Source organism: Psychrobacillus sp. FSL K6-2836 (assembly GCF_038003085.1).
In the GTDB taxonomy this organism is placed as follows: Bacteria; Bacillota; Bacilli; order Bacillales_A; family Planococcaceae; genus Psychrobacillus.
On sequence record NZ_JBBOOM010000001.1, the window covers coordinates 1,201,326 to 1,218,318 of the forward strand.

Sequence of the window (16,993 nt, forward strand, 5' to 3'; positions counted from 1 at the left end):
CTAGTGAACATTATACCGTCTGGTGGCAGTTATGGCACTTAAATTAATTGGTATCTTACTAATTCATTATCTTTTTAATAAAAATACTCTGCACTAATTTAAGTGCAGAGCATTTTTTATTGTGTAATCGGTTCCAATTTGATAGATTTTGAAGTTTTTTTCTGCGTTTTCCCCACAATATACTTTCCAAAAGGTAGCAGCGAGATAAGTTTGATAATAATCATAGTTAGTAGTAAAGAGATAAAAAACAGTGCCACAACTCTTGTACTTGTATGTTGAAAATAATTTGCCGTAATTGGTGCTAAAAACATCTGAACTGGCCAGTGTACTAGGTAAATTCCAAACGCATAGTTATTAAGCAATGTCATTACTTTAAAGCTAGGAATAGCTTGACCCCAAGCGAGCATAGCACAGGTAGCCGATATAACAAACGGGAACAGATCAAATCTACGTGAATGGACTAGTGTATTTCCTGCTTCATAGGAAAGAAAAACAAAGGAGAAAGCAACAGCTACGTATAATAAGGTTGCCCACCTATGCTTATATAGCTTTTCAGAAATAACCGTATAATGCTTTCCAACTACATAACCAAATGCAAAATAACCAAACCAAGCAATAAACGGTAATTTCAGCATATAGTTAAAATCCGGGAATATATCTGGATTGTTATTCATCCAATCCAAGTACCAAAGCATGATTAAAATACTTGCGGGAACCAACCAAGCCATGGATACTTTGTATTTTGTAACAAGATGATGCAAAAAATAAAACTGAAAAATAACAAGGATAAACCATCCTTCGAAGGAACCCGTCACTATATTCCTAAGCAACTTGTCCACAAAATAAGTATTTGAATTTGTGTAATATATAACTAAAGCATCGATTATTGCGAACGATATAAAGGGCAAAAAAATAAACTTAACTCGGCTTCCCCAAAAGTTGCTTGGCAATCTATCTGGATAACGATTTGCTAATATAATAACGGACAGAACGATGAATGTTGGAGTTGCGTAACATAGGAGAATTCGAAATAAGTGATAATACTCGATTTCCGGATACGAAACGATTGATGCTGTCTGCGTTGTACTATGTAAAAAAACAATACATAAACATGTAACAGCACGTAAAAAATTCCATTCTTTTATCATAGAGGACTCCTTAAAAATAGTACTATATAAATGGTAAATTAATTAGCTTTGAAAGTCAAAGAAAGTTTGAAATCAAAGTATTATTCTGACATAATACTTTTGACTCACATATAAATACCCATATTCGCCACATAAATCCATTCAACCAACACATAAAATGGTGGCTTCCACTTAAATCCACTCAACCAACACATAAGCTCTTTCATCTACCACATAAACCCCTATAACCAACACATAAAATAGTGGCTACCACATAAATCCATTCAACCAACACATAAGCTCTTTTATCTACCACATAAACTCCTATAACCAACACATAAAATGGCGGTCGCCACTTAAATCCATTCAACCAACACATAAGCTCTTTTATCTGCCACATAAACTCTTATAACCAACACATAAAATGGTGGCTACCACTTAAATCCACTTAACCAACACATAAACTCTTTTAACTACCACATAAACTCCTCTAACCAACACATAAAATGTTGGCTGCCACTTAAATCCAATCAACCAACACATAAGCTCTTTTATCTACCACATAAACTCCCATAACCAACACATAAAATGGTGGCTGCCACTTAAATCCAATCAACCAACACATAAGCTCTTTTAACTACCACATAAACTCCCATAGCCAACACATAAGCTCTTTTATCCAACACATAAACTCCTATAACCAACACATAAAATGACGGCTGCCACTTAAACCCGCTCAACCCCATAGTCGTTAATCTTATTAAACAAACGAAGGGCTTGATTCAAGAAGGATTAACACCTTATTTGTCGAACTTATAATACTAATGCAATGGATTAGTTGAATTTTAAAATTTTACCTTAGGAGGTGATAAAGATGTCAATTAAAGGTCTCAACCATTTTCTATTTTCAGTTTCTGATTTGGAAAATTCTATTGATTTTTATCAAAAAGTATTTGAGGCTAAGTTGTTAGTAAAAGGTAGAAACACTGCCTACTTTGATATGAATGGTATGTGGCTTGCTCTTAATGTAGAGAATGACATACCGCGTGATGAAATAAGTCAGTCATACACACATATTGCTTTTTCAATTGAAGAAGCAGAATTTGACAAAATATATAACAAACTAAAGGCATTAAATGTAAATATATTACCCGGTCGTCTAAGGGATGAAAGGGATAAGAAATCTATATATTTTACTGATCCGGATGGTCATAAATTTGAATTTCATACTGGTACTTTACAAGATAGATTAGATTACTATAAACAGAACTTAAAGCATATGGAGTTTTTCGATTAAAAAACATGGAGGAAACAATGAGTTACATACAAACAATTCGTAAGTTAATTGGAAATGAAATGCTAATGACTGTAGGCTGTGGAATTATTATTGAACATGAGAATCAGATTTTACTACAACATCGGACAGATCAGGATGTTTGGGGTATTCCAGGGGGCGTTATGGAGCCTGGGGAAACGTTTCTTGAAGCTGCTGCACGAGAGACATTAGAGGAAACAGGATTGAAAGTTGAACAATTACAGCTGTTCGGTCTTTATTCAGGTGAAGAGGGATTTGCAGAATATCAGAATGGAGATAAGATTTTTAGCGTCCAGATTATATTCCATTCCAGTTGTTTTTCAGGAGAATTACTACATAAAACGGAAGAAAGTCACGAGCATCGATTCTTTTCCCGTAATAATCTACCTCATTTGAATTCGCATCAAGAACGATTCATTCAAGATTGGGTAAACAAAATAACTGTTCCAGTAATAAAATAATATGACGAAAAAGTAGATACAGTGCCCCCTTCTGTATATCATAAAGTAATAATTTTTTGAAACGGACATATAGGAAAATAAATAATATAACATGCAAGGAGGATTGATTTTTTGAGAAAGAATACTATATTTGCATAGCAAAGGCTATTGCATAATGATAAAAATAGCCTTTGTTATTCCTAAAAGAAAAATTAACATTTAGGAGTGCAAAAATGAGCTATAAAAAAGCAAAAAATGTTCTGCCAGCTGAGCTGGTAGAGTTAATACAAAAATATGTTGATGGTGAATACATTTATATTCCACGTAGGGAAGAAAATAAAAAAAGTTGGGGCTCCAGTACTACTACAAGAAAAGAATTGGAATTAAGAAATTCTAATATTTATAATGATCATCTATCAGGAAAAGATATAGTTACTTTAGGCGAAAAATACTTTTTGTCATCTAAGAGCATTCAAAGAATAGTACTAATAGAAAAAAGAAAAAAGACAAATTTTTGAATTTAGCCAATGTAGTTTTTACTACATTGGCTTATTTTCTTTTATGAAATAAGAATGAGGTATTTCTAAGGAATGTACCTAAGATATAATCTACTCACACCTTATAATTGGCGAGAGGAAATGAACCAGCTACTAGTTTTAAATACACCCACTCATATTATTTTTTTTGAAAAATGGAGGATAGCTATGCCAGATATTGAAAAATGATTCCACAACATAGATAAACTAAATCATATAAGAGATAGAGGGAAAATAATGAACTTTTCGAAATTATTAGGAACGTTTCCGACAATACAAACTAAAAACATTATACTTAGAAAGTTGCAGTCGAAAGATGCTCTTAGCTTATTCAATTATTATTCAAATGAAAATGTATATCGTCACCTAGATTGGAATGGACCAGGAACATTAGAAAGAAGTTATGAAGTAATCAATGCTTGGAACAAAGGATATGATGAAGGTTGGATTATTCGTTTTGCCATTGCTGACAAAGTAACAGATGAAGTTATTGGTACGATTTTCTTAAGTGAATTTGTAGGCAAACGAGCTGAAATTGGTTATGAATTATCTGAAGAATATTGGTGTCGTGGTATTATGTCGGAAGCAGTACAGGAAGTATTATCAATTGGATTTAACGAGTTAGGCTTAGTAAGAATACAGGCATTCGTCACAGATGAGAATATAGCTTCAAAGAAATTATTGACAAAATTCACCTTTAAGGAAGAAGGCTATTTAAGACAGTTTGAATGTCATAGTATTACGGGAGAATGTAAGGATATGTTAGTCTATGGTTTGCTCCACACTGAATTTCCTGGGGAATAATTTACATTTATTGTAACAAGAAATATATAAAAGAAGGCAAAAGGAGAAATCAAAGATGAATTTGCTTATTACTAATGAAATAAATAAAAATGATAAACAATATATTAATGATGAGCTTTATAAGTTTAATCTAGAACATTTTCCAGTAAATTTAAGAGGCAGATACGAAGAAGTTAATTTATATCTTAAGGATGAAAATGGCATTACACGTGGCGGAATACTCGCTGAAGTGTGCTGGATTTGTTAGAAATTCATACCTTTATGATTGATGAGGATATTCGAAAATCAGGATTTGGAACGAAATTATTATTAGAACTTGAGAATATCGCTATAGAAAAGGAATGCGATTTCATAAAGGTAGATACATTAAGCTTTCAAGCATTAGGTTTTTATAAAAAAAATGGATATGAAGTTTTTGGTAGTTTAGATAATGTAGGACGAGATTTTAAACATTACTATTTAAAAAAAGATTTATAAAACAAGCAATAACCGAAAAAGAAACCATTTTGATCAATCTTAGTTCAAGATGGTTTCTTTTTGTTAAATTTTACTCAATCACTGCAATCTACCACATAAGTCCAAGTAACCCACACCAAAACCGTCACAGCCACTATATAAACTTCCTCAACCACCACAAAAAAACCAATTGCCTCATGCGCAATTGGTTTCCAATACTATCCATTATTCTACATATTGTAACTCACTAATCCAATTCTCTTAAACTATCACTCTTCAACTGTAGCTGTTTGGAAGTTCATCATATATCGATCACCACCAGCTACTCGTATGTCAAGCAGATAAGGAGAATTTTCTTCAAAATTAGCTTCAGGTGTTACCATTAACTTATCTGTCCCCCTTGTAAAGGAGACCTTAATTGGTACTTCTTTTTCATCGGAGTACATAAAGACAGAGATGATTTTAGTATCTGTGAGGACACGATTAAAGTTGATCGTCCATTTTTTATCAAGTGGGACATTTGTATATTTTGGTAGCGAGATGTAGTCAGCTGATGCCAGTGTTTGCTCGATGATGGAATACTTTTCGTAGGAGGAGACATTTACAATACCTTCTCCGTATAGTGAATCCCAGTTTGCCTCACCTTTATCATCCGCATATCGTTTGAGTAAGTCTTCTATTTCCTTAATGTTTCTAGTAGGATCATCTAATTTTAACATGGAGGCAACTGCACTAATATGGGGAGCAGCCATTGATGTGCCATCCATTAGAGCATATTTTCCTCCAGGGATACTCGAAAGAATACTTACACCCGGTGCTGAAATGTCAATCGATGCCCCTGTATTGCTAAAATCTGTTACCCGATCATTTTGATCTGTCGCAGATACGACAATTACTCTTTGTTCAGAGGCAGGATAAAATTTTTCGGTATCCATTCCCTTATTCCCCGAGGCAACTATTATAAGAACATTATGCTGAATCGCATATTCAATGGCATTTGCCAAATAAGTACTATAGTTTTCTCCTGCCAAACTCAGATTAATAATAGATGCTCCGTTATCTACAGCATAATGAATTCCTTTAGCAATATTCGTGTCGTACCCATTCCCATCCGCATCCAAGGAACGTATTGGAAGTACTTTCACATGCTTAGGTGTAGACTGTGCAATAATTCCCGCGACATGTGTTCCATGCATATGTTTGTCCATTGGATCATTGTCATTATCTACGAAATCGTATCCACCTATTACTCTATCAGCTAGCAAAGGATGCGTATTATCTACTCCCGTATCAATAATAGCCACAATTATGTCATCTTTTTTCGATAATAACTGCTCCTTCATGTGCTCCACACCAATTCGCTTTGCTGACCAAGTAGGATTCATCGCTATATTAGTATCAACAACACCGATGGAGCGTATATAATCCGGTTCTAACACTTCAACCTGTTGTACTTCTTCTATCTTATCTAACTCATCCCAAGTTAAACTTTCAATCTCTTCCTGCCCATCCTCATTTAGAACCTCGACTATCACTCTATCCGTCCCAGATGATTTCTGATCAGTTCCAGTCGCATAGGAAATACCAGGTAACAAAAGCACTAATGCAAATAAAACTACGGGGTAAATAAAATATTTCATCACATACTACTCTCCAATCTTACAAGTACCAATCCATACTCGTTTTCCTATATGTATAGCGGCAAGATAGACTAAGTAAAATCTATAATAGCCAAAACCAGCTACCTCTTACCTTCAACTTCCTTTATCTACTTGAATTTTCAAAATGGTATTCATAAAGCTTTTGATCAGACGATGCCATTTTTCCCCTTCTTTTACTGTTTACTCCTTATACTTGTTATTATAAACGTTCCGATCGAAATGAACTACACATAAAATCAGCAGAATTAAAAAGAACGCCATTTCTGACGCTCTTAATATGTTCTAACTATTTTACACCACTTAAATCTGCCTAACTACCACATAAAACTCCCTAATTAACACATAACCTATCTGCCACCACTTAAACTAACATAACGACCACATATTAACTTATAACCACCACATAATTCTACCTAACTACCACATATAACTTCCTAACCACCACATAATTCCACAGGCCTCACTGTAAGCTTAACAATACATTACACAATGACTTTCTAATTTCCTCCACCGATAGTCCATTTGCCTCCAACAGCTCTTCATCCGTCCCACACCCCAAAAATCTATCGGGAACTCCAATTCTATACACTCTCTTTGGTAGTTCTTCCGATAAAATTTCCGAAACGATACTTCCAAGACCACCACGTATATAATGCTCTTCTACTGTTACTACTAGTTGAACTTTTCTAGCACCTTCCAATAACAATTCTTTGTCGAATGGCTTGAGTGTTGGAAAGTGCTGGTGGGCAATTGACACATCTTCTTCCATTTGTTTAATAACCTCCGCTACCCGGTAGGTTGTACTCCCAGTTGTTACTATTAAGACGTCCGTCCCTTCCGCAAGCGTTTTACCCTTTCCAATTTCGAACGTAGAATCAGACAAGAAGGAAGGAATTGTTTCATCCCTAGTTAGCCTTAAATACATTGGCCCAGCTGTTTGATGCATTGCTTTCATAGCAGCTACCGTTTCACTTGCGTCGCCAGGGGCAATGACAGTCATATTTGGTATCGTCGTCATGATCGCTATATCATCTAAAGAATGATGTGTTTTACCAGTGTTGCTTGTCAGCAATCCGCTATAACTGCCAACTAACTTCACATCGAAATTAGTCTGTGCCACACTGACTACAATTTGATCTAATGCTCTTTTCGTTAAAAAAGTGGCAAAACTGCATACCCAAGGCTGAAATCCGACAGAAGCTAAGCCTGCTGCCACACCCACCATATTTTGCTCCGCAATCCCCATTTGTAAAAAGGAATCGACAGTTTCTTTCTCTATCGAATCTAGACGTGTCGAGTTTCCAAGATCCCCATCTAAAGCAAGAACTCTGGAATCATCTTTTGCTATTTGTGCCAGGTGCTTTCCAAATTGATCACGTACACTTATCGACATGCTTGTTAATCTTCCTCCTCTAGTTCGTTTAAAGCTATAATATACTCCTCATCATTAGGGGCTTTCGAGTGCCAGACATAATTATTTTCCATAAACCGAACACCCTTACCTTTTGTTGTATTTGCAATAATGGCTTTAGGGAAACCATTCTCCCTCCCCTTTACTTCAGTTAGAACAGTGACTAAATCCTCCATACAATGTCCATCTACTTCCCATGTTTCAAAACCAAAACTCTCAAACTTTCTTTTTCCATTACTCTCTGGGTTCATTCTTTTATTGCCATTTTTCCAACCGTATTGCTGCAGACCGTTTTGATCCAAAATAACAATCAGATTATCTAACTTATATTTTTCAGCTATATTTGCCGCTTCCCAAATTTGTCCCTCCTGAGACTCCCCATCCCCTATCAAACAATAGACATGGAAATCCTTCTTCAACCTTTTCGCACCAATAGCCATTCCAACAGCCGTTGATAATCCTTGTCCTAAAGATCCTGTAGACATATCTAACGCATCTAGCTTAGTCATATCCGGATGTGCCTGTAGTCGCGAATCATATTGATCGAAGGTTTTAAGCTCTTCTTCGGAAATGTATCCTCTCAATGCTAATGTCGCATAGAGACCCAATGCCGTGTGCCCCTTTGACAACACAAATCGATCCCTATCCTCCCATTTTGGATTAGATGGATCGATCGATAATTGGTGAAAATATAAACTAACTAAAATATCCGCACAGGATAGGGAACCACCGACATGCCCCTGTTTTTTATAATAAGCAGTAGATAATATCCTTTTTCTCAGCACAGTAGCTGTCAGTTTTAATTGATCAATTGAATGTAGCAATGAAACACCTCTTCCTCTACTCATAAAATTAGTGGGGGTTTTCTTCATCCCCCACTGATTGAAGCAAATAACGCCGCATCATGCGGCAATTCCTAAGTAAACAACATCCTGTTAATGGGGATAAAATTAGGTAACCCACTCCTTATTCCTCAAAAGAAGGCTACCTAAATAATTTTAGCTAAATAGACTTGCAATAAATCCAATAATAATGCCAATTACACCAAAATCTGAATCACCAAATGTTGTATTTGCAAATCCGAGTTCTCCCAAAACAGGCAACAAAAATGCTGGCAAGAAGCTTATCAAAACACCATTTACAAACCCACCCGCAGCAGCACCAATTCGACCTCCTGTTGCATTACCGAAAACTCCCGCACCCGCTCCTGTAAAGAAATGTGGCACAAGTCCTGGAATAATTAGTGGTAATGACAATACACCTAACAACGCCATACTAATAAGTCCTCCAGCAAAGCTAAAAAGGAAACCAATCATTACAGCAGTTGGGGCAAATGGGAAAACAATTGGGATATCTAGAGCAGGTTTTGCACCAGGAACAAGCTTATCTGCAATACCTTTAAAAGCAGGCACGATTTCATTTAGAATCATACGTACACCGAGTAAAATAATACTCAAACCAGCAGCGAACATGATACCTTGCATAATACTGAACATAATATAATTTTGGTCACCGGAGAAACTAGACACAACATCCGAGCCAGCTAGAACAGCTAATATGATGAAAATAGCTATCATAGTTAAAGCAGTAGATATCAATGAATCCTTCAGAAATGACCACTTCTCTGAGATTTTAATATCCTCAGTGGATTTCGCTTTATTGCCAAACCATTTCCCTATTAAGCCAGCAGAAATATAACCAAATGTTCCAAAATGACCAATCGCAATATCGTCATTTCCAGTTACTTGCCTCATAAAAGGTTGGCCAAGTGCTGGCATTGCAACCATGAAAAATCCTAATAGTAAGGAACCGACAATTACTAAAGTTGCCCCTTCCATGCCAGATGTTCCTAAAACGGCAGATAGCAAAGCGGCCATAAAGAATGTATGATGTCCCGTTAAAAAGATATATTTCCAAGGTGTAAAACGGGCAAATAAAATATTCGCAATGAATCCAAATCCCATAATAAGTGCTGTTTCCGTACCAAACATTTGCTGAGCAATAGCAACAACCGCTTCATTATTCGGAATAACACCTTGTATATGGAAGGCCTCTTCAATAATTCCGCCTAGCGAATCTAATGAGCCTACAATTACTCCCGCACCTGCTCCTAAAATAAGAAAACCTATAATACTTTTAAGAGTCCCAGACATCACTTTCGTAGTAGCAGCACGCTGAGCAACAAGTCCGATAAATACCATTAAACCAACTAACACAGCAGGAATGCTTAAAATTTCATTCATCAAGAATTCAACAAAAGCCATACTCTATCCCCCTTATGTGTTTAATACTGTCTCCAATGCACCTCTAACTTCATTTGTATCTGCAATATTTTTTACACTAACAACCTTTACTTTTCCTCCTTCCAATTGTTTAGCAAATTCTTCGTTAGTAAAAATGATATCTGCATAGATACTCGAAGCTGTTGTAAAATCGGCAGTCTCTACATCCGCTGTTATGCCTTTTTCCTTTAATATTTTTTCAATTGTTATTTTCAACATCATGCTTGATCCAAAACCCATTCCGCAGACTGCTAGTATTTTCATGGCCTATGCTCCTCTTTTTCTTGGAATAACTGAAAAATTTCATCATGCTCAGTTGCATTTTTAAGTTGCTCTATCGAATCCGTTTTGGAAATCACCTCCGCAATTTTTTGTAAAATGTCAATATGTGTTTCATTATTTAAAGCGGCCAAGCCGATTAATACCTTAAACTCCTTACCAGGCTTAAAAGCAATCTCTTCCTTCAAGACAACGACACTAATTCCCTCTTGAACAACCCCATCTTCCGGACGCGCATGAGGCATGGCTACACCAGGAGCTATTAAAATATATGGTCCAAGCTCATGAATATTACGAATCATTGCATCCACATAAGTCGCTGCTACTTTTCCCGTTTTTATAAGTATTTCACCGCAAATACGTACAGCATCTTCCCAGTCTTTCGCTGTGACATCTAGCAGTATTCCTTGCTTTTCTAGTATTCTACGATTCAGTGTTTTTGCTCCTTTGTTGCTTTTTGTATTATATGCTTGTTTGAGTTTGAACATGAGAGGTGACAGTAGTCTTTGATCTAGTATTTAAAAAGAACTAACATATAAAATACGGAAACAAAAAAGCATCTGAAAATAGCTTCAGACGCCACAACGTTAAAATATTTAGTTAGGAGACAATATTTTTGTACACTTCAATGCCAGTGTCTAGCTTTTAAGTTACATAAACAATAGAAACGTATACTTTAAGGTTCCTATGTACCCTACTTATTTCGATGGTGGATACCATATATATTTAACGAGGTGTGTAGTCTTTGATGTTGTTTGAGCAATACATGCTTCGAAGCATTAACAAGAACAGAGATTCCATTTGAAAAAAGGATGATTGACTTTCTCTTGCCCACCTCTTTCACATGAAAAGGGTGATTGAAAATCCATACACATTCCACATGCGTATAGGACATAGTTGGAAAAGCGCCAAAATGATTCGGTTCTATTAGTAGTGGTGTCTTTACCGAATAATTCATTAATTTTTTCGTTGCCTTCAAGCGTCCCTCTAACGTGGATGCAAATCGATTACATGCATCTTCAAGCAAGTTCAATGTACTCTCTTCTGAATAATATACTCCATGGGTCGTCACGATTCGCGTCTTTACCTTATCTTTAAAAACGGATTCAAGCATTAATGTTTGACTATCAATCAATTCAGAATTACTTTTATTATCCTTCAAAACATTTCCCCCTTTTTTGTCTCCTCCCTATAAGTCTATCCTATCAAACGACAATATATCTTACTAGTCTAAATATACTAAAAATATACAATATTTTAAAAATAATTCCTAAATCCCCCTATCCTAATGCTGATTTATAGAATTTGGTCCTATACTAGAAAAATATTTTCTGTCCTGATAGTAGAAAATAACTGAAAAAATACCGAGAAGTGATAACTATCACTTTCTCGGCATCCAATAGTAAATCCTATTTTTCAATACGTTCTCTCAATTTTGCAAGCATTCTTTCCCGCCTCTTTTTAATACCCGGTATTGTGATACCAACTCTGGTCGCAGCCTGCTGCAGCGAGACGCCTTCCACGAATATCCACATCAACAGTTCTCGCTCATTTGACTGCAATGATTCAATCGCTGTTTCTAAATCCTCTCGCAATAAGCTTGTCGCCATAGATTGTTCAAGTAAAAACCCCAATTTTTCATCCTCCATGGGATCAACTTGCTCCTCCTGACGCTTTTCTCGTTTTAATTCGTCAAGTATTCCCCCATATATGGATCGGTACGCATAGGGTGCAAAATCTCCTTTTTCCACATCGAACTTAACCCATGCCTTCCATAACGCAATTCTACCAGCCTGTCTATAAAGCTCATGATTTTTATATATGCTTAGCTTTCGAATGCAGGCAGAAATCATCGGCTCAAACTGCTTCAATACTTCTTCAAAATTAGTCAAAGTTATATTCCTTTTGAGTCATGCACGATTCGCTTATTCCTAGGTAGCCTAAGAATAATAAACTCATCAGGTATAATCCAATGACCGTTTAAGGAGTAATGACGTTGCAAACGTTATGTTTTTGTGTCTGGTACTGTGAATGTTCGGAGGTGAAACATTTAAAACTAAACTATTTTGAGAGTGTTCCCTTTGTAAGAAGCATTTCAGAGTTGTATCCAAACCGTTTCTTATACAGAGATATAACTATTGGAAGTTTATGTGGTGGTTGGATCGGGTTATGTGGTGGTTGGATCGGGTTATGTGGTGGTTATCGGTGTTTATGTGGTGGTTGGATTGGGTTATGTGGTAGTTATGAGCGGTTATGTGCGTTGGAGGATTTGAGGGGTTTTACTTTTAAAAAACTGCACCTCCATTGTTAGATTGTGTCTAACAATGGAGGTGCAGTTCAATATCAAAACGGCTTTTATCAGATTGAAACTCTACTATTTTTTCATATCTTGGAAAAACGTCACTTACGCTGTTTCAGTTCCTCTATAATCAAAAAAATAATCCGTCCATTCAAAACGATTACCTGTTGTTCTAGTAAACCATAGTGGACGGTTTGATTTTGTGATGGCAAATTGTATTTGTGTTATTGAATCACCAGGTATCAATGACTTATTAATAACAGGAGACTCTTTTGGTTTGTCCATAGCTAAGGCCGTAGTCGGTACCTTATAGAGTGCTCCATTATATTCAATCACCGAAGTTTTGACACCTTCCGATAAAAGTTTTACTTCATCAAAACGCTTGAAATCAGTTTTATATCTATAAGTTCCATTAAACGACATTGAATGAACCCCATAAACAATATAACGAGTACCTACATTCTTTAACGGTTGCAGCAATTCTGATTTTAAAGTGGAAATTTTTATCGGAATTTACTCGGGGGACTACCAACAGTGGAGCCAATTCTAACTTTTGTAAGTACAAAATAACGCCCACCTGTTTGCCAGGTGAGCGTTATATGCTATTGCTTATTTAATCGTAAATTATCTGATTAGTTGGGAATTGTTTCTGACACAGGAACACGATATTCCTTTCCATCTGTGTCTATCGTGAATATATGCTCTCTAGTTGCTTCTTCGATCTCTGCGAATGCCCAATGAGTTGTTGGGACATCCTTGTAGGTCGAAGTTTTAACTTCGGTTAATGGGTCACGTTTGAAGAGATGGTTGAGAACTTTTACTGCTTGAGCTCGTGTTAGTTTTTCATCTGGTTTGAAGATACTATCATCATATCCATTCATGAAATTTGTCATCTTCATGAAGTCAATCGCTTCAACTGCCCAGTGATTCGTTGAAACATCCTTATAATTCGCTTGGCTGAGACTTGTAAGAGAAGCACAGCTGTCAAAAGAGGAAGCATTCTTCTTGCATTCCTGTTGAATCCAACGGTACCCAATCATTGCCATTTGAGCGCGGGTGATTGTCCCTTCAGGATTGAATTTATCTGTACTTGTCCCTAACATAATGCCTGCATTTTTTGCTTTCAGTATGTCATTATATGCCCAGTGGGTTTTGCTGACATCCATGTAGGATAGTAGATTGATAGAATCTACATCTGACAAATTCCGAGCTAACATCTTGGCCATTTGTGCACGCGTTACCTTCGCATTTGGACGGAAGGTTCCGTCTCCTACCCCGTTAATATAAGCTTTATGGATTTGCTTCTGTTCATCCTGGAATTCCTTCCAGCCATCCATATAGATTAATGTGAACGTACTGAATTTCGTAACCGTAAATTCAATACCTTCAGAGCCATCCTTCATCTTGATAAGTTTACCTTGCATTAGCTCCTTTGTTCCATCGCTATGCTCGATGAATACACCAAGGTTATCGAAGATTTCTTGACGCTTGTTCGCATCCGACGGCAAACTATCTTTTAATGGAAGAACAATCGAAACTTCTCTACTCTGCATATTTGTTTCGATTTCCATCGGGCGACCTAATACTTGCACGGTTTGATTTTGTGCGACATCTTGTATCATTTCTTCCTTCTTCGCACGTTCTTCTACTAGTTTTCGTTGTTGTTCCGTTTTCATCGGTACGATGCGGAAGTATAAATCTTCTGCAAATCCAGAAATCGATTTAGTTGGTATAGATATCACACCATAATCTGTAACAATTTCTAGCTTCAGGTTGCCATCATTTAGCTGTTTTAATGCGGACTTCGGAATGTCCACCTTGATTTCAGCTACTTTATCCTTTGCATCTGGAATGACAATTCTTGCTGTATCGACACCTTGTTGTTTCGCTTTCGCTACTATTTCTTTAGCGAGTGTCTCTGTCATTGCAACTTTATCCTTAACGGTACCATTCGGCTCAGTCGTACGAGTGACTGGCGTTTTCGTTAAGTTTGTCCCATCTTCACCATCAACATCGACCTCGACTTGTTCGGTTGTTGGACCGGTTGGTGCCGGTGTTGGTGCCGGAGTTGGTGTTGGATTAGGTACTGATGCTGGATTCTTCAGTATTGTCACTTGAAACTCCTTCGTCGTTGTTACACCATTCTTTGAAATTGTCGCTGTGACAGTGATATTCTTGTCTGCATTTGAAGAGCGGAGCACTGTTCCATCTTCCAATATAGATCCAGCAGGATTACTTGACCAGGTAATGGTTGTTGCTTCCGGTCCTGAAGTTGGGAGAGTAAGCTTTTGTTTTACACTTGATTCACTATCTCCAGGTGAGTAGCTTATAGTTAACGATTCTTTTGCTATATTCACCGACTCTAAATCCGTAATTGGTAGCTTTATAACTTTCAGTTTAAAGGTTTTTATTACTGAAGTGTCTCCTTTTGTAATAGTAGCAGTTAAAATGATATCTGAATCTCCAGTTAAATAGGTAGGACGGTTAACTGCACCATCCTCATTAATGATTCCAGGTGTGTTTGAAGACCAACTAATCTGCGTCCCATTCATCCCTTTCGTAGGAAGCACTACGTCGTTAGTAACGTTAGACTCATTGTCTTCTTCCCCATATCCTATAACTAATTTTTCTAATTCGTTTGCAACTGCTTCCTCATCCGATATTCCAGGACCTGCTTCATTTTCTATATCCCCTATTGTTTTATCGATATCGCTATCTAAGCTATAGAAATATTCTATTGTTTCTGTTTGCCCAGGGGATAAATTACCTAAAGTAAATGTTAATCCTATCATAGCATCTTCCGTAATTTCTGCGGTTGTACCATTGTCATTAAATGCCTGTTCAGAATATGGGTCTGTAGTAATCAGTGATGCCCTAGATCTTGAATCAGTCGACATTAACACAAGAGAATTTCCCGTAATAGGGCCTTTTGCTAATGCTACAGATTTTGAATCACTAGGAAAATTATATGGAACCGAATTAATAGTATCAAAGGTACCACTCATATCAAGATCTACGTCTGGATCTACTGAACGCATATATCTCACATCATTCAACATGCTATCCGTATTATTTGTGATTAACACTGTCATTTTAAAAAATTTATCATTTTCATTGAATGATACGGTTTGTTCTACCTTCAGCATATCATCTGACGTAAAACCAATTGTTTTAGCCGCTAACATTTTTTCAGTAGATATATCTTCAATAGATATACTTGGTATCCGTATGCTTGAGCTTCTTTCGGCATTTAAAAAAGTTACTGGACTTTCCTCATTTTTATAACCAACAATAAATCCTTCATATGGACCACCTGGTAAGAAGTAGTCTCCACTAGTCATGGCTTTGCCAGTATCAAAACCGTCTCCATCAAAGACGAATCCTAAATTTAAACGGTCAATCGGATGAAATCCATCAGGGGCGTTATTTTTTGTTCCAAATGAGCCACTTTTCGATATACCTACCTCGATATACTTTCCACCTAAGAAAACTTCATCTTCTACACGAACATGTCTACCAGTACTAGTAGAGAAGTCAATAAACTCGGGGATTTCAATTTTTAGTTTTTCACTGGTATTTTCTTTCTCATCTTTAACTATTATATAAATATCCTTTGCACCAAACTCTAAATCTGTTAAATTAATCGTTTCTTCTTCAGTCGATACTGGTTTTCCTTCTGTTGTCCCTATTATTTCAGTAGAGGACTTACCACTCTCCACTATTTCATAATAGTAGTGTCCAAGTTTACTTGATGTAAATTTTACCGTGGCAGTTGTTTGGGATAAACGCTCCACTAGTCCTGCAATTAGAACCGGTGCTATCTCTTCTGCCAATTCTAGTACTGTTACATTGAATACTTTTGTATCTGATACTTCACCTTTAGAAATTGTTGCAGTTAATGTTACTAACTGACTCCCTGTTGAAGTAAGAGGTTGGGTAACTTTTCCATCACTCGCTATAATTTCTGGTTTATCTGAGTGCCAGCTTATAACTGCGTCCTCTATACCTGTCGTAAGGAGAATTAAATTCTTGGACGTACTCGATGCGTCATCCTCATCCGTATAACTAATGGCTAATGCTTCCTTTGCCTTTTTTACAACTTCTTCATCTGATAATTTTGGATCAACGGATAAAATTTTATCCTCATCATTTGTATCTGAAGTAATACTAGTTTCATCATTGGTCAATACTGCCGCACTTACTATACCAACATTACTAAGTATGCTATAAAGTGGAAGTATAAAAATAAGTGACCATAATAATAATCTGTTTTGCTTCAAAAATATTCCCCCTAGTTGTTTTATATCAGTTCACTTAAAGAAGTCTAGCACTTTAGTCTAGACATTTTCTAAACATTGCTGACAAAAAACGACAAAAAATCCA

At 36.5% G+C, this 16,993-nt stretch carries 15 protein-coding genes and 1 pseudogene; 5 read left to right on the top strand and 11 right to left on the bottom strand.

Going from position 1 to position 16,993, the window contains the following annotated elements; translation table 11 throughout:
• Nucleotides 1-116: 116 nt before the first annotated feature.
• Complete coding sequence (locus MKY37_RS05675; RefSeq protein WP_340774723.1) at nt 117-1,148, bottom strand: acyltransferase family protein; 1,032 nt, start codon at nt 1,146-1,148, stop codon at nt 117-119.
• A gap of 853 nt (nt 1,149-2,001) precedes the next feature.
• On the opposite strand from MKY37_RS05675, the gene fosM reads away from it, so the two are divergent.
• The 5 genes and pseudogenes from fosM to MKY37_RS05700 all read left to right on the top strand — a co-directional run bounded on the left by fosM (nt 2,002) and on the right by MKY37_RS05700 (nt 4,699).
• On the top strand, nt 2,002-2,424 hold the full coding sequence (fosM, locus tag MKY37_RS05680; RefSeq protein WP_340774726.1) for a FosM family fosfomycin resistance protein: 423 nt from the start codon (nt 2,002-2,004) through the stop codon (nt 2,422-2,424).
• A 17-nt stretch (nt 2,425-2,441) separates the two neighbouring features.
• Entirely contained in the window at nt 2,442-2,903 is a 462-nt protein-coding gene (locus MKY37_RS05685; protein WP_340774729.1) for an NUDIX hydrolase, read from the top strand.
• 212 nt (nt 2,904-3,115) lie between these two features.
• Nucleotides 3,116-3,400 carry a CD3324 family protein gene (locus tag MKY37_RS05690; protein WP_340774732.1) on the top strand — a complete coding sequence of 95 codons (285 nt, stop codon included), beginning with the start codon at nt 3,116-3,118 and terminating at the stop codon, nt 3,398-3,400.
• A 255-nt stretch (nt 3,401-3,655) separates the two neighbouring features.
• Nucleotides 3,656-4,222, top strand: coding sequence for a GNAT family N-acetyltransferase (locus MKY37_RS05695; RefSeq protein WP_340774735.1), 567 nt, complete (start codon nt 3,656-3,658; stop codon nt 4,220-4,222).
• A gap of 55 nt (nt 4,223-4,277) precedes the next feature.
• A pseudogene (locus MKY37_RS05700) lies at nt 4,278-4,699 on the top strand (GNAT family N-acetyltransferase).
• A gap of 248 nt (nt 4,700-4,947) precedes the next feature.
• Here MKY37_RS05700 and MKY37_RS05705 read toward each other — a convergent pair.
• From MKY37_RS05705 to MKY37_RS05750, 10 genes are all read right to left on the bottom strand, one after another.
• Nucleotides 4,948-6,318 (bottom strand): S8 family serine peptidase, encoded by a 1,371-nt coding sequence (locus tag MKY37_RS05705; RefSeq protein WP_340774738.1) that lies wholly within the window; start codon nt 6,316-6,318, stop codon nt 4,948-4,950.
• Nucleotides 6,319-6,799: 481 nt separating this feature from the next.
• The gene (locus tag MKY37_RS05710) at nt 6,800-7,732 is read right to left on the bottom strand and encodes a transketolase family protein (protein WP_340774739.1); all 933 of its coding nucleotides are present in this window, start codon (nt 7,730-7,732) and stop codon (nt 6,800-6,802) included.
• Between the two features lie 5 nt (nt 7,733-7,737).
• Nucleotides 7,738-8,598 (bottom strand): transketolase, encoded by an 861-nt coding sequence (locus MKY37_RS05715; RefSeq protein WP_340774742.1) that lies wholly within the window; start codon nt 8,596-8,598, stop codon nt 7,738-7,740.
• Between the two features lie 150 nt (nt 8,599-8,748).
• Nucleotides 8,749-10,014 (bottom strand): PTS ascorbate transporter subunit IIC, encoded by a 1,266-nt coding sequence (locus MKY37_RS05720; RefSeq protein ID WP_340774744.1) that lies wholly within the window; start codon nt 10,012-10,014, stop codon nt 8,749-8,751.
• 12 nt (nt 10,015-10,026) lie between these two features.
• Nucleotides 10,027-10,296, bottom strand: a complete 270-nt coding sequence (locus tag MKY37_RS05725) for a PTS sugar transporter subunit IIB (protein ID WP_340774746.1) — start codon at nt 10,294-10,296, stop codon at nt 10,027-10,029.
• The gene (locus MKY37_RS05730) at nt 10,293-10,799 is read right to left on the bottom strand and encodes a PTS sugar transporter subunit IIA (RefSeq protein WP_340774748.1); all 507 of its coding nucleotides are present in this window, start codon (nt 10,797-10,799) and stop codon (nt 10,293-10,295) included. The genes MKY37_RS05725 and MKY37_RS05730 overlap by 4 nt, the downstream gene beginning before the upstream one ends.
• A gap of 206 nt (nt 10,800-11,005) precedes the next feature.
• The gene (locus MKY37_RS05735; RefSeq protein WP_340774751.1) at nt 11,006-11,473 is read right to left on the bottom strand and encodes a competence protein ComK; all 468 of its coding nucleotides are present in this window, start codon (nt 11,471-11,473) and stop codon (nt 11,006-11,008) included.
• A gap of 247 nt (nt 11,474-11,720) precedes the next feature.
• The gene (locus tag MKY37_RS05740) at nt 11,721-12,203 is read right to left on the bottom strand and encodes a sigma-70 family RNA polymerase sigma factor (RefSeq protein ID WP_340774752.1); all 483 of its coding nucleotides are present in this window, start codon (nt 12,201-12,203) and stop codon (nt 11,721-11,723) included.
• Between the two features lie 512 nt (nt 12,204-12,715).
• Nucleotides 12,716-13,033, bottom strand: coding sequence for a hypothetical protein (locus MKY37_RS05745; RefSeq protein WP_340774754.1), 318 nt, complete (start codon nt 13,031-13,033; stop codon nt 12,716-12,718).
• 209 nt (nt 13,034-13,242) lie between these two features.
• Nucleotides 13,243-16,890 (bottom strand): S-layer homology domain-containing protein, encoded by a 3,648-nt coding sequence (locus MKY37_RS05750; RefSeq protein ID WP_340774756.1) that lies wholly within the window; start codon nt 16,888-16,890, stop codon nt 13,243-13,245.
• Nucleotides 16,891-16,993: the final 103 nt, after the last annotated feature.

Bases quoted from the DNA above. Each gene is read 5' to 3' on its own strand.
- MKY37_RS05675 (WP_340774723.1), bottom strand. From the start codon at position 1,148: ATGATAAAAGAATGGAATTTTTTACGTGCTGTTACATGTTTATGTATT.
- fosM (WP_340774726.1), top strand. From the start codon at position 2,002: ATGTCAATTAAAGGTCTCAACCATTTTCTATTTTCAGTTTCTGATTTG.
- MKY37_RS05685 (WP_340774729.1), top strand. From the start codon at position 2,442: ATGAGTTACATACAAACAATTCGTAAGTTAATTGGAAATGAAATGCTA.
- MKY37_RS05690 (WP_340774732.1), top strand. From the start codon at position 3,116: ATGAGCTATAAAAAAGCAAAAAATGTTCTGCCAGCTGAGCTGGTAGAG.
- MKY37_RS05695 (WP_340774735.1), top strand. From the start codon at position 3,656: ATGAACTTTTCGAAATTATTAGGAACGTTTCCGACAATACAAACTAAA.
- MKY37_RS05705 (WP_340774738.1), bottom strand. From the start codon at position 6,318: ATGAAATATTTTATTTACCCCGTAGTTTTATTTGCATTAGTGCTTTTG.
- MKY37_RS05710 (WP_340774739.1), bottom strand. From the start codon at position 7,732: ATGTCGATAAGTGTACGTGATCAATTTGGAAAGCACCTGGCACAAATA.
- MKY37_RS05715 (WP_340774742.1), bottom strand. From the start codon at position 8,598: ATGAGTAGAGGAAGAGGTGTTTCATTGCTACATTCAATTGATCAATTA.
- MKY37_RS05720 (WP_340774744.1), bottom strand. From the start codon at position 10,014: ATGGCTTTTGTTGAATTCTTGATGAATGAAATTTTAAGCATTCCTGCT.
- MKY37_RS05725 (WP_340774746.1), bottom strand. From the start codon at position 10,296: ATGAAAATACTAGCAGTCTGCGGAATGGGTTTTGGATCAAGCATGATG.
- MKY37_RS05730 (WP_340774748.1), bottom strand. From the start codon at position 10,799: ATGTTCAAACTCAAACAAGCATATAATACAAAAAGCAACAAAGGAGCA.
- MKY37_RS05745 (WP_340774754.1), bottom strand. From the start codon at position 13,033: ATGTCGTTTAATGGAACTTATAGATATAAAACTGATTTCAAGCGTTTT.